At 60.4% G+C, this 13083-nt stretch carries 9 protein-coding genes; 2 read left to right on the forward strand and 7 right to left on the reverse strand.

Going from position 1 to position 13083, the window contains the following annotated elements; genetic code table 11:
- Position 1: 1 nt before the first annotated feature.
- Both BLU76_RS27720 and pilB read right to left on the reverse strand, forming a co-directional pair.
- Positions 2-1219 carry a type II secretion system F family protein gene (locus BLU76_RS27720; RefSeq protein ID WP_063324331.1) on the reverse strand — a complete coding sequence of 406 codons (1218 nt, stop codon included), beginning with the start codon at positions 1217-1219 and terminating at the stop codon, positions 2-4.
- Between the two features lie 2 nt (positions 1220-1221).
- Positions 1222-2922, reverse strand: a complete 1701-nt coding sequence (gene pilB / locus BLU76_RS27725) for a type IV-A pilus assembly ATPase PilB (protein WP_092150429.1) — start codon at positions 2920-2922, stop codon at positions 1222-1224.
- A gap of 223 nt (positions 2923-3145) precedes the next feature.
- On the opposite strand from pilB, the gene BLU76_RS27730 reads away from it, so the two are divergent.
- The gene (locus BLU76_RS27730; RefSeq protein ID WP_092225303.1) at positions 3146-3583 is read left to right on the forward strand and encodes a pilin; all 438 of its coding nucleotides are present in this window, start codon (positions 3146-3148) and stop codon (positions 3581-3583) included.
- Between the two features lie 310 nt (positions 3584-3893).
- The gene (locus BLU76_RS27735) at positions 3894-4247 is read left to right on the forward strand and encodes a BON domain-containing protein (RefSeq protein WP_063324333.1); all 354 of its coding nucleotides are present in this window, start codon (positions 3894-3896) and stop codon (positions 4245-4247) included.
- Between the two features lie 326 nt (positions 4248-4573).
- Here the strand turns inward: BLU76_RS27735 and BLU76_RS27740 are convergent, their stop codons facing one another.
- The 5 genes from BLU76_RS27740 to pgi all read right to left on the reverse strand — a co-directional run bounded on the left by BLU76_RS27740 (position 4574) and on the right by pgi (position 12909).
- Entirely contained in the window at positions 4574-4870 is a 297-nt protein-coding gene (locus BLU76_RS27740; protein WP_092150432.1) for a DUF2845 domain-containing protein, read from the reverse strand.
- Positions 4871-7804, reverse strand: a complete 2934-nt coding sequence (locus BLU76_RS27745) for a DUF748 domain-containing protein (RefSeq protein WP_170867327.1) — start codon at positions 7802-7804, stop codon at positions 4871-4873.
- Between the two features lie 120 nt (positions 7805-7924).
- Complete coding sequence (locus BLU76_RS27750) at positions 7925-8941, reverse strand: class I SAM-dependent rRNA methyltransferase (protein WP_092150437.1); 1017 nt, start codon at positions 8939-8941, stop codon at positions 7925-7927.
- A gap of 227 nt (positions 8942-9168) precedes the next feature.
- On the reverse strand, positions 9169-11106 hold the full coding sequence (gene acs / locus BLU76_RS27755) for an acetate--CoA ligase (protein WP_092150440.1): 1938 nt from the start codon (positions 11104-11106) through the stop codon (positions 9169-9171).
- 138 nt (positions 11107-11244) lie between these two features.
- Entirely contained in the window at positions 11245-12909 is a 1665-nt protein-coding gene (gene pgi / locus BLU76_RS27760; RefSeq protein WP_092150443.1) for a glucose-6-phosphate isomerase, read from the reverse strand.
- Between the last annotated feature and the right edge of the window lie 174 nt (positions 12910-13083).

The following is a 13083-nucleotide window of genomic DNA, read 5'->3' on the forward strand; positions in this document are numbered from 1 at the left end:
GTCAGATCGCAGAGCCGAGTTGAAAGATGGGCAGGTACATGGCAACCACCAGGCCACCGACGACCACCCCCAGGACCACCATGATGAAGGGTTCCATCAGGCTGGTGAGGTTGTCCACCAAATTGTCCACCTCGGCCTCATAAAAGCTCGCCACCTTGTCGAGCATGTCGTCCAGCGCACCGGATTCCTCGCCGATGGCGGTCATCTGGACCGCCAGGTTCGGAAAGATCCCTGAGGCACGCATGGAAAAATTCAACTGCATGCCGGTCGAGACCTCCTGCTTGATGCGCTGCACGGCATGTTTGAACACCACGTTGCCGGTGGCGCCAGACACCGAGTCCAGGGCCTCCACCAGCGGCACGCCGGCGGCGAAGGTGGTGGAAAGCGTGCGGGCGTAGCGGGCCACGGCGGATTTGTACAGCAAGGTGCCTATCAGCGGCAGCTTGAGCAGCCATTTGTCGCGCCAGTCGCGAAAGCGCTCCGAACGCCTGAGCGCGTACTTCACGCCAAAAAACGCCCCCATCAACCCGCCCAGCATTACCCACCACCATTGCTGCATGATTTCCGACAGGCCGATGACCATCACCGTGAAGGCTGGCAGTTGCGCGCCGAACCCGGAGAATACCGACTCGAATTGCGGCACGACCTTGACCAGGAGGATCCCCGTGACCACTGCGGCAACGAGGACCACGGCCGCCGGGTAGGTCATGGCTTTCTTGATCTTGGCCTTGAGCGCTTCGCTCTTTTCCTTGTAGGTCGCGACTCGGTCCAGCAGGGTGTCCAGGGCACCGGCCTGTTCGCCGGCATCCACCAGGTTGCAGTACAGCTCGTCGAAATATTGTGGGCACTTGCGCAGCGCCGCGGCGAAGCTGTTGCCGGCGGCGACTTCCTGCTTCACCTCGTCCACCAGCTTGCGCATGCTGGGGTTGTCGAAGCCTTCGCCAATGATGTCGAACGCCTGCAGCAGTGGCACGCCAGCCTTGAGCATCGTGGCCATCTGGCGGGTGAAGAGGGCGATATCCAGTGGCTTGATACGCTTGCCCTTGCTGAATATCGAAGTGGATTTCTTGCGCACCTTCTGCGGGTTGATGCCTTGTTTGCGCAGCTGTGCCTTGACCAGCGCCGGGCTCTGGCCCGTCAGCTCGCCACTCATTTTTGTGCCTTTGCGGTCCTTGCCTTCCCAAGTGTAAACATCGGTTTTGACTGCCTTGACCGCCATGTTCAATCCTTGGTGACCCGGTTGATTTCTTCGAGGCTGGTGACGCCCTGCATCACTTTGAGCAGCCCCGACGTGCGCAGGTCATTGAAGCCGTCCTTGCGCATTTGCAGATCGATCTCCAGCGAGTTGCCCTCGGCCATGATCAACCGTTGCAGCTCGGGCGTGTTCTTGACCACTTCGTAAACTCCCACGCGCCCTTTGTAACCGTTGTTGCACTGTTCGCAACCGACCGGCTCATAGATCGTGAATGTGCCGAGGTGTTCCCGAGGGAAACCTTCCTTGAGCAAGGTTTCCTCGGGAATCTCGATGGCTTTCTTGCAGTGACTGCACAGCTTGCGCGCCAGCCGCTGGGCAATGATCAGGTGCACGGCGGTGGCGATGTTGAACCCCGGAATGCCCATGTTCTGCAGGCGGATCAGGGTTTCGGCAGCGCTGTTGGTGTGCAGGGTGGAGAGCACCAGGTGCCCGGTCTGGGCGGCCTTGATGGCGATCTCGGCGGTTTCCAGGTCGCGGATCTCGCCGACCATGATCACGTCCGGGTCCTGGCGCAGGAACGAGCGCAGGGCCTGGGCGAAGTCCAGCCCCTGGCGCGGATTCACGTTGACCTGGTTGATGCCTTCCATGTTGATTTCCACCGGGTCTTCGGCGGTGGAAATGTTGATGTCCACGGTGTTGAGGATATTCAGCCCGGTGTAGAGCGACACGGTCTTGCCCGAGCCGGTCGGACCGGTCACCAGGATCAGCCCTTGCGGTTGCTTGAGGGCGGCCATGTACAGGTCTTTCTGGTCCGGTTCGTAGCCCAGGGCATCGATGCCCATTTGCGCACTGGAGGGGTCGAGGATCCGGATCACCACTTTTTCGCCCCAGAGCGTGGGCAGGGTGTTGACCCGGAAATCGATGGACTTGGTTTTCGACAGACGCATTTTCAGCCGCCCGTCCTGGGGTTTGCGCCGCTCGGAAATATCCAGGCTGGCCATGACTTTCAGGCGGGCGGCGATACGGTTGGCCAGTTGGATCGGCGGCCTGGCCACTTCCCGCAGTATGCCGTCGGTGCGCACCCGCACCCGGTAGATTTTTTCATAGGGTTCAAAGTGCAAGTCGGAAGAGCCGCCCTTGATCGCGTCCAGCAGCATCTTGTTGACGAAGCGCACCACCGGCGCGTCGTCGGTGTCTTGACCGCCGATGGAGTCCTGCTTGGAATCGTCGATCGACTCGATGTCCAGGCCATCGAGATCGACATCGCCCATGCCTTCCAGGCCTGTACTGCTGGATTCGAAAAACTTTTCGATGGCGTCACTGAGCTTGTTGTCCTCCACCAGGATGGCTTCGGTGGTCAGGCCGGTACTGAACTGGATGTCATTGATGGCCTGGTGATTGGTCGGGTCGGAAATGCCCACGAACAGCTTGTTGCCGCGTCGCCACAGTGGCAGGGCATGATGTTGGCGCACCAGTTTTTCACTGACCAGCCCCGTGGGTTGGGTGTCTTTCTCCAGGCTGCTGAGGTCCAGCAGGGCCACGCCGAAATGTTCCGAGGCGATTTCCGCCACCTGACGGCTCTGGACCAGTTTGTTTTGCACCAGATAACTGACCAAGGGCATGCGACTGCGCTGGGCCTGTTGGTACGCCTGCTGAGCATTTTGCTCGGTGATCAGTTCGGCCAGCACCAGTTGCTTGGCCAGACCGCTGAGGGGAATGTCATTCATGGGAATACCGACGGCGGACAGTTCATGACTTATAGCCTAGTCAAGCATCGACGCCAAACCAGCGGAGCAGGGTGACAAAAAACGTCAGATAGTGCGGTTGTTGGGGTAGGACGCAGGAGCCTGGCCGGTCGAACCCCTTGCTGGCAGGGCGCGTAGGGTTGGCATGTGCCGTGCAACGGCCGTTTCAGGTCATGAGATTTCGCCTCATGCATTGGAGATGTCTATGAATAAGCAGAGTGGTTTTACCCTGATCGAGCTGCTGATCGTTGTGGCGATCATCGGCATTCTGGCGACGTTTGCGTTGCCGCAGTATTCCAAGTACCAGGCCAGGGCGAAGGCTACGGCCGGTCTGGCAGAGGTATCCGCGTTGAAAGTGCCATTTGAGGACGTCATGAATCAAGGGACCAATCCAACGTTGGACCTTATAGGGGGAACTGCATCCACCAGTAACTGCACGATGACCGCTTCAGGCACGGCTTCCGCAGGAACGGGTACCATCGCTTGTGTTCTTCGCAATGCACCTGCCCCCGTGGCAGGTCAAACAATTACTCTAAGTCGTTCAGCCGCGGGTGTCTGGACGTGCGGCTCTACGGCGGCCCAGGAATTCCTTCCGGCCGGCTGTACTGGCGGCGCTGCCGCTGCCGCCACTCCAGCGAGTTGATGACAGCAGGCGCCCCGCTCTGATGAGCGGGGCTTGATCTTCGAAATCGATCTGACTCCCGTACTTGGAAGCAAAGAGAAAAGCTCAGAAATTCATATGGTTAGTTGGAACCCAAAACCCGCAACTTGCATGTCCAGAATCGGCAGTTCATGCATTTTGCATGATTGTGAAAATTACCGTTTCGCTTAACTTGCTGATTTATAAGTAATTAATGAACGTTTCAAAAGTGGCACAGCCTTCGCACTACTCCTGTTAACCCTGCCGGAATGCATCACCCCGGCAGTTTCTGAGAAAAACAGGAGTTACTCGTATGAAGAAGTTCGCTATCACTGCCGCCGCTGCTACCGCTCTGACCCTGACCATGGCTAGCGCATTCGCCGAGACCACTCAAGCAACTCAGGCGCCAATGATGCTGGCTGCGGGCGAAGTGACAGAGGCCAAGGAAGACGTTTCCGATACCTGGATCACCACCAAGGTCAAAGCTGACCTGGTCACCGAAAAAGGCATTCCAGGCACTGATATCAAAGTCGAAACCAACAAAGGTGTTGTGTCCCTATCTTCGATGACCAAAGTCACTGAGGCACAAAAAGACACCGCTGTGGCGATCGCCAAGAAAATCAAAGGCGTCAAGGCCGTATCGGCTGATGGCCTGAAAGCCGAATAAGGCTAAGACTTCTCGCCTGGACTGGGAGAAGGCGCGGCAAGCGGGCCAGGATATACGTTTGCCGTCGCTTTGGAGTTCATGCGAAAGGCCACACGGACGTGGCCATTACAGGCCCCCGGCATTCGTGCCGGGGGCCTGTTCTATTGTGGGGTGGATCAATTGGGGGGCAGCGGTTGTGGATGAGTCTGTAGGATCGCCATCGCGAGCAAGCTCGCTCCCACATTGTTCTGGGTGATCTCAAAATCAGTGCTCATCGCCATCCTCCTGTGGGAGCGAGCTTGCTCGCGATGGCGGTAGTACATTCAACGCCTCTGTACGGACAAACCTCAGCGCCCCCGCTTGCTGGTGATCTGCACCAGCCGATTCCCCTCGAAGCGCAGGTATTGGTACATGCCGCTGTTGGGGCCGTAGGTCCATTCCTCCACCGGGTATTCTTCCCGGCGGTTGACACTGCGCTTGTAGCCCAGGTCATCCCGCGCCGCTGGCTCCCCGCACTTTTGCAGCACTTCGCTCGAGCGGTCGCCGACGCTGATCAGTTGGCTGCCGCAGCGCAGCGTGTCGGCAGCCGCGGCTTGGCCGGTGGCCAGCGATAGACCCAGGCAGAGTCCGAACCAGGGTTTCATCTATTCGGCATCCAGATGCAGGGGGGTAATCACCCGGCCATCGCTCTCGGCCTGGCCGAGGTTGGCGTCGATGAAGTACACGCGGTCATCGGCCAACTGGCCTTTGTCCACCAGGAAGTCCTTGATGCTACTGGCCCGTTCCTGCCCCAGTTGGCGCAAGAGCACGTCACTGCCGCTCCAGAACTTGATCACGCCTTCACGCAGTTTCTCGATACGCGCCTTTTTATCCAATTGTGTCCATTCGGCGGGCGGTTGGGTCTTGAGGCGGGTGCGGTAGATGCCTTCGAGCAGCGGCGCCTTTTCGTCCTCGGGCACCTGTATCAGCGAGGCCTGGGCCGGAACTTTGTCGCCCCGACGCTGCAGCATCTTGTAGTAGTTGTATTGATATTCGCGCTCCAGGCGTTGGGCGGCGAGCAGTGGGCCGTCGCTGCTTTCGGCGGCGGTGCCTTCGATCTCCAGGCGCAGCTCCGGACGTTTGCCAAGGGCCTCGGACAGTTTGAGCAGCACGCCTTCATTGTCTTTGCTCAGGTCGCTGGAGCCTGGCGCAAACGCCACGCTGCCCAGGTCTTCCGAGCCGCCGCCGGCCACCAGCCCACCGATAAGCTTGAACGGCGCCTGGGCCGCTCGTACCACCAGGTTGCGCAGGGTCTGCCAGATGATTGGCATGACGCTGAATTGCGGGTCGTTGAGATCGCCGGACACCGGTAGTTCGATGGAAATCTTGCCGTCGGAATCCTTGAGCAATGCGACGGCCAATTTGAGTGGCAGGCTCACGGCGTCCGGGCTGTCGACTTTCTCCCCCAGTTGCAACTGCTCGACCACCACTTTGTTCTCCGCCTGGAGCTTGCCCTGGGTGATTCGGTAATGCAGATCGAGATTGAGCCGACCCTTGCGGATGCGATAGCCGGCGAACTTGCCGGAGTAGGGCGTCAGGGTAGTCAGCTCGACCCGTTTGAAACTGGTGGCGATGTCGAGGCTGGCCATCGGGTCGAAGGGGTTGACCGCCCCTTTGATGGTGACCGGTGCATAGCGATCGACCTTGCCCTTGATGTCGACACTGGCCGGTTTGGCCTGGCGGCTGTCGATCGTGCCGATTGCACCGTTGAGCTGTTGGATAGCCGTGGCGAAATTGGGGGTCAGGCTGAAGTCGGCGAAGTTGGCCGAACCGTCATTGATGGCGATACCACCGATGTGGATGCCCAGCGGTTTTTCCTGGGGCGCCGGTTTTGCCGCGGTGTTCTTCGTGCCGCTGTCGGCCGGTTGCGGGATCAGCAGGTCATCGACGTTGGTGGTGCGGTCGTCGTTGATCATGAAGCGCGCGTACGGTTGGAACAGGTTGACCTTGTTGATGGAAAGGCTGTCACCGTGCTGATAATTCAGGCCTTCGAGGACCAGGCTTTGCCACTTGAGGAAGTCGCGGGTCTTGAGCGTGTCGAGGGTGTGCAACTGATCGACCTGGGCGCGGCCGGTGACGGCAAATGCCAGCGGTTCGGTACTTTTGAGGTCGACCGCCAGGTCACTGCCGAGCATCCCGGAGCGCAGCTCCAGGCGAATGAACGGGTTGATGTACGACTGAGCGACGCGCAGGTCGACGTCCTGGGTCTTGACCTTGAGCTTGGCGGTGATCGGGTTCAGGTTGACCTCGCCGTCGGCCAGGATCTTGCCCTGCTTGCCTACCCCGGTGTCCAGCTTGAGGGTAAAGGGTGAGCCATTGAGGGTGTCGTAGTTCTGCAGGTCGAGGTTCAGCGGGCCGACCTCCAGTGCCACCGCGGGCTGGGCCTGGCGGTCGGCCAAGTGCACCTTATAGTCGCGCAGTTGCACATCCTTCAACATCACCTGCCAGGGTTTGCTGGGCGGTGCCGGTTCAGCTTTTGGCGAGTCTGCCGCTGCCGGGGCGGATGCCGGCTCAGCCTTGACCTGCGGTTTGGCCGGCTGGCTGGCGAAGAGTTTCTGCCAGTCCAACTGCCCGTCCGCCTCGCGAGCGGCCCAGGTTTCCAGCTTCTGGCTACGGATCTTGCCCACGATAACTTGCTGCTTGGCCAGGTCCACCGAGGTTTCGCTCACGTCCAGGCGTTCGAGCTTCACCAGTGGACGGCCATCGGGTGCCTTGATGGCGAAGGGCGCGACACTGACCGCGGCGTTGTTGAGCAGCAGTTCGGTACCCTTGGCCAGGTTGAGCTTGTAGTCGGTGCTGAGGTTCAGGACGCCGTTTTCCAGAACCAGCGGCACGGCGTCGCGCACATAGGGCCACCAGGCTTTCATTTGGCCGCCAGTGACTTTGAGAGTGCCTTGGGAGGCAATCGGCGTGAGGCTGAAATTACCGGTCCAGTCGATCTGTCCGCCTTCGGGGCCAGCAGCCACCAAGGTCATGTCGGCATTGTCGTCGGGCAGGGTGCTGAGGTTTTTCAGCTCGAAATCGAGGGTGTCGTAGAGAAACTCAATGGGTTCGCTGGGGCGCAGGTCCTGAAAATGCACATAACCGCCGGCCAACTTGATTCGGTCGACCCGCAGGGGGAACGGCTTGGCCTCGGGGGCGGCGGGCGTCGGCTCGCTGGCCGGCAGCTTGAACAGGCCCAGCAGGTTCAATTGACCGTCCTTGGCGAACATCACTTCGGTCTTGGGCTTGTCCAGCTCGATGTCGACCAGGTGCAGGGCGCCCGACCACAGGCTGTCGAGCTGCAGGTTGGCATACAGCCGTTCGAAGCCGACCTGTTCCTTGCCTGGTTCGCCGATATTCAGGCCCCAGAGGGTGACTTCAAGGCTGAAGGGATTGAGTTCGATGCGCTGGATCTGGGTCGGCACCGTCGCAAAGGTGGCCAGTTGCTGGTTGGCGATGCGCAAGGCGATGCCCGGCAAAATCAGAAAGCCCAACAGGCTGTAGAGGGCCAGTGCGGTCAACAGAGCGCCGATGGCGCGAATCAATCCTTTGGGCATGTGCGGCTTCATCTTGGTGTGAATTCGGAGTGCCTTGGAGTATGGCATGCGTTTACGGTTCCGAAGCCACTGTGATTTATGAGATTTGTCCGTTTTTTGCGTGAGAATTCTGAGCCTGGCTTAGAGCTGGAGGACCAGGGTCTTGAGTGGCGGTTGCTGGTCGAGGGAGGGGAAATCGCTGCCGGGCGTCAGCACGCTCCACTCGCGCACCGGGCGACCGGCTTTTTCCGCACAACGCAGTACCTGTTCGCGCCAGTCGTCCATGGGCACTTTTGCCAGGTTGTTGCAGCAGATCAGCACGCCATTGTCGGCGGTGGTGAGCAATGCCGGTTTCAGCAGGCTTTGATAGTCGCGCAACAGATCGACGGTGCCGAACGCACTTTTGGCCCAGGCCGGCGGATCGAGCAGCACCAGGTCGTACTGGCGTTGTTCCAGGCGCACGTAGTTGGGCAGTTTCTGCCCGCGCCGCTGGCTGATGGGCAGGCCGGCCAGTTGGCGGATCGCCGGAAAGTAATCCGACTGCACGAACGCCATCGGCGGCAAATCGGGGTTGAGCAGGCCGTTTTCGCGGCCCACCGCCAGGTTGCCTTCGGCGAAGTCCAGGTTGCACACCTCCCGCGCGCCGCCGGCCGCAGCGCTCAGGCCGACGCCGCAGGTGTAGGCGAACAGGTTCAGCACACTTTTGTTGCGGCTGTGTGCCTTGACCCAGCCTCGGGCGTTGCGCAGGTCGAGAAACAGCAGTGGGTCCTGCCCGGCATGGCGACCGCGGACGCGATAATTCAAGCCCCATTCATGCCCGACCAGGTCTTGCAGGGCGGCCTCGTCCGCCTGATAGACGGTGTCCTGGCGGTCGACGCGCGAATTGCCCCGGGCGCGGTCGTTGTAGACCAATAGCGTCTCCAGGCCCAGCCGTTCGTTGACGATGCCGTGCAGTTGCAGCAGGTCGTCGCGCTCCAGCGCTTTATGGAAGCTCTGTACCAGCAGTTGCGGGCCGTAGCGGTCGATGGTCAGGCCGGGTGCGCCTTCCTGGCTGCCATGGAACAGGCGATAGCAGTCGGTGCCTTGCTGGTGCAGTTGGTCGAGCAACTCGTGGCGCTGGTCGAGGGCGGCGCGCAGCGCCTGATTCAAGGAAGACATGCCGGGCGCGCCTTAGAGAAATGAGGCGCGGGAGTTTAGCAGTTATACAAACCCAGGTTGGGGGATTGCATACGGATCTGGAGCCGGGCACCGATCTGTGGCGAGGGAGCTTGCTCCCGCTGGGCTGCGCAGCGGCCCTATCTTTTTTGGGAGCGCTACGCACTCCAGCGGGAGCAAGCTCCCTCGCCACAAAGGCACGGTGCTTCTGGGAAGCCAAGTTGTCTGGCTCAGCGATTCAGGCGTTTGTCGATCAGCCCCTCCACCACACTTGGATCGGCCAGGGTCGAGGTATCACCGAGGCTGTCGAGTTCGTTGCAGGCGATCTTGCGCAGGATGCGCCGCATGATCTTGCCCGAACGGGTCTTGGGCAACGCCGGCGCCCACTGGATCAGCTCCGGTTTGGCGAAGCTGCCGATTTCCTTGCTGACGTGGGCCAGCAGTTCCTTCTTCAACTCGTCATTGGCCTCCACACCGTTCATCGGCGTGACAAAGGCATAGATGCCCTGGCCCTTGAGGTCGTGGGGGTAGCCGACGACGGCTGCTTCGGCAATGTTGTCGTGCAGCACCAGGGCGCTTTCCACCTCGGCGGTGCCGATGCGATGCCCGGAAACGTTGATCACATCGTCGATGCGCCCGGTGATCCAGTAATCGCCATCTTCGTCGCGGCGCGCGCCGTCGCCGGTGAAGTAATAGCCGGGGTAGGGTTTGAAGTAGGTGTCGACCATGCGTTGATGATCGCCGTAGACGCTGCGAATCTGCCCGGGCCAACTGGATTTGATCGCCAGTACGCCACTGCCGGCGCCGCTGATTTCCTTGCCCACTTCATCCAGCAAGACCGGTTGCACGCCGAACATCGGCCGGGTGGCGCAGCCTGGCTTGAGCCGTGGGGCGCTCACCAACGGGCTGAGCATGATGCCGCCCGTCTCGGTCTGCCACCAGGTATCGACAATCGGGCAACGCTGTTCGCCTACCGTGTTGAAATACCATTCCCACGCTTCCGGGTTGATCGGCTCACCAACGCTGCCGAGTAATCGCAGGCTTTTGCGGGACGTTTCCTGCAATGGGCCGGCACCTTCGCGCATCAGCGCGCGCAGGGCGGTCGGTGCGGTGTAGAAGATATTGACCTGATGCTTGTCGATCACCTCCCAGAAGCGCGAACTGCTCGGGTAGCTCGGCACGCCCTCGAAGATCAGCGTGGTGGCGCCATTGGCCAGCGGGCCGTAGACGATGTAGCTATGACCGGTGACCCAGCCGACATCGGCGGTGCACCAGAACACTTCGTTGTCGCGGTAATCGAGCACGTACTTGAACGTCATCGCCGCTTGCAGCAGATAGCCTCCCGTGGTGTGCAGCACGCCCTTGGGTTTGCCAGTGCTACCGGAGGTGTAGAGGATGAACAACGGGTCTTCGGCGTCCATCGGTTCGGGTGGGCAGTCGTCGCTCATCTCGTGCATGGCCTGGTGGTACCACAGGTCACGGCCTTCAACCCAGTTCACCTCGCCCTGGGTGCGCTCGACCACCAGCACGGTGCTGACGTTCGGGCAACTTTCCAGGGCCTTGTCGACGTTACGCTTGAGCGGTACGAAGCGCCCGCCGCGCACGCCTTCGTCAGCGGTGATCACGGTGCGGCAATCGGCGTCGAGAATCCGGTCGCGCAGCGAGTCCGGTGAGAAACCGCCGAACACCACTGAATGCACCGCGCCGATGCGGGTACAGGCGAGCATGGCGTAGGCGGCTTCGGGGATCATCGGCATGTAGATGCAGACCCGGTCGCCTTTCTTCACACCACGGCTTTTCAGCACGTTTGCGAGGCGGCACACATGGTTGTGTAGTTTTTTGTAGGTGATTTCTGCCGATTCGGCGGGGTCGTCGCCTTCCCAGATGATTGCCGTCTGGTCGCCGCGTGTTTGCAGGTGACGGTCGATGCAATTGGCGCTGACGTTCAGCTTGCCACCGGCGAACCAGGTCGCGTCGCCGTTCTTGAGGTCATAGCGCTGGACGGTTTGCCAGGGCGTCATCCAGTCGAGAAAGCGTGTGGCCTGCTCGGCCCAGAAGGCGCTGGGGTGTTCGATGGATTCTTTATAGAGCCGCTTGTACTCGTCCTGACTCAGTTGCGCAGCCCGGCGGACGGCATCGGCTTGGGGGTACTGGCTGATATCGAACATGACGGTTCCTTATTCTTGTTTTTGCGACAAGTGATAAAGATGCGCCGAGTAGCCGGAGGGTTCAAGTCATGCACAAACAACTGTGGGAGTGAGCTTGCTCGCTCCCACAGAAGTAAGTGCTTGGTGTTCGACCTGCGATCAGCCGCGATGACGCCCGCGGAAGTAGTTGATCAAGCCCTGGGTCGAGGCATCTTCGGCCGGGTTTTCTTCACTGCCCACCAGACGGTTGTAGACGCCCTTGCCCAGTTCCTTGCCCAGCTCCACGCCCCATTGGTCGAAGGCGTTGATGCCCCAGATCACGCTCTGCACGAACACCTTGTGTTCATACAGCGCTACCAGTGCGCCGAGGCGACGTGGGCTGATGCGTTCGACCACTAGGGTGTTGCTCGGACGGTTGCCGGGGATCACCTTGTGAGAGGCCAGTTTCTGCACGTCTTCTTCGCTGGCGCCCTTGTCCCGCAGCTCGGCTTCGGCTTCGGCGCGGGTCTTGCCGAGCATCAGTGCCTGGCTCTGGGACAGGCAGTTGGCATACAGCCATTGGTGATGATCGGAAACCGGGTTGAAGCTGACGATCGGCACGATGAAGTCGGCCGGAATCAACTGGGTGCCCTGGTGCAGCAACTGGTGGTAAGCGTGCTGACCGTTGCAGCCGACGCCGCCCCAGATGACCGGGCCCGTGTCGGTCGACACCGGTGTACCGTCCTGGCGCACGCTCTTGCCGTTGGATTCCATGTCCAATTGCTGCAAATGCTTGGTGATGTTACGCAGGTAGTGGTCGTACGGCAGGATCGCATGGCTCTGCGCACCCCAGAAGTTGCCGTACCACACACCCAGCAGTGCCAGCAGCACCGGCATGTTCTGCTCGAACGGGGCGCTCTGGAAATGCTGGTCCATGGAATAGGCCCCGGAGAGCAATTCCTTGAAGTTCGACATGCCGATGGCCAGGGCGATTGGCAGGCCGATGGCCGACCACAGCGAGTAACGCCCGCCGACCCAGTCCCACATCGGGAAGATGTTCTCTTCACGGATGCCGAAAGCCACGGCGGCGGCATTGTTGCTCGACACGGCGATGAAGTGGCGATACAGCTCCGCTTCGGAGCCACCCTGGGCCAGGTACCAGGCGCGGGCGGCCTGGGCGTTCTTCAGGGTTTCGAGGGTGTTGAAGGATTTCGACGAGACGATGAACAGCGTGGTCTCGGCGCGCAGCTTCATGGTTAGCTCATGGAACTCGCTGCCGTCGATGTTTGCCAAGTAGTGGCAGCGAACGCCTTTTTGCGCGTAGGACAACAGCGCTTCGGACACCAGTTCCGGGCCGAGGAAAGAACCACCGATGCCGATGTTCACCACGTCGGTGATGGGCTTTTCGGTGTAGCCGCGCCACAGGCCGTCGTGAATGCGGCCCACCAGGTCGGTGATCTGGTTCAGCACTTTGTGCACGTCCGGCATCACGTTGACGCCGTTGACCAGCAACTTGTCGCCCACCGGCCGACGCAGGGCGGTGTGCAGGGCAGGGCGGTTTTCCGAGGCGTTGACGATTTCGCCTTCGAACAGCGACTTGATCGCGCCCTTGAGGTCGACTTCGTTGGCCAGGCCCACCAGCAGATCGCGGGTCTGGGCGTTGATCAGGTTTTTCGAGTAGTCGAGAAACAGGCCGCAGCTCGACAGGGTGAATTGAGTGAAACGCTGCGGATCGGCATTGAACGCTTCGCGCATGCTGAAATCCTGCATGGCTTTGCGGTGGTCATTCAGCGCTTGCCAGGCTGGCAGAGCGGTCACGTCATGAGGGGTTCGGTAATACGCCATCGCTGCGGGTTTCCTTTTTACTTGAACGACCTTTTGTACACTAAAAATTCCGGCGCGGCTCGAGGTGGGCATCCGGACACTGCATCGACACGATCGCCGGACGCAGGGCGAATACAGTAAACCTCGCGTTGCGATCTGTCTTGACTTTGTCTGACCGGTTCCCGGTACTTTTTT

Source organism: Pseudomonas sp. NFACC08-1 (assembly GCF_900106735.1).
Lineage (GTDB): Bacteria > Pseudomonadota > Gammaproteobacteria > Pseudomonadales > Pseudomonadaceae > Aquipseudomonas > Aquipseudomonas fluorescens_Q.

What these genes read in the sequence shown, in the direction of transcription:
- BLU76_RS27720 (WP_063324331.1), bottom strand. Translation starts at nt 1,219, where the DNA reads ATGGCGGTCAAGGCAGTCAAAACCGATGTTTACACTTGGGAAGGCAAG.
- pilB (WP_092150429.1), bottom strand. Translation starts at nt 2,922, where the DNA reads ATGAATGACATTCCCCTCAGCGGTCTGGCCAAGCAACTGGTGCTGGCC.
- BLU76_RS27730 (WP_092225303.1), top strand. Translation starts at nt 3,146, where the DNA reads ATGAATAAGCAGAGTGGTTTTACCCTGATCGAGCTGCTGATCGTTGTG.
- BLU76_RS27735 (WP_063324333.1), top strand. Translation starts at nt 3,894, where the DNA reads ATGAAGAAGTTCGCTATCACTGCCGCCGCTGCTACCGCTCTGACCCTG.
- BLU76_RS27740 (WP_092150432.1), bottom strand. Translation starts at nt 4,870, where the DNA reads ATGAAACCCTGGTTCGGACTCTGCCTGGGTCTATCGCTGGCCACCGGC.
- BLU76_RS27745 (WP_170867327.1), bottom strand. Translation starts at nt 7,804, where the DNA reads ATGCCCAAAGGATTGATTCGCGCCATCGGCGCTCTGTTGACCGCACTG.
- BLU76_RS27750 (WP_092150437.1), bottom strand. Translation starts at nt 8,941, where the DNA reads ATGTCTTCCTTGAATCAGGCGCTGCGCGCCGCCCTCGACCAGCGCCAC.
- acs (WP_092150440.1), bottom strand. Translation starts at nt 11,106, where the DNA reads ATGTTCGATATCAGCCAGTACCCCCAAGCCGATGCCGTCCGCCGGGCT.
- pgi (WP_092150443.1), bottom strand. Translation starts at nt 12,909, where the DNA reads ATGGCGTATTACCGAACCCCTCATGACGTGACCGCTCTGCCAGCCTGG.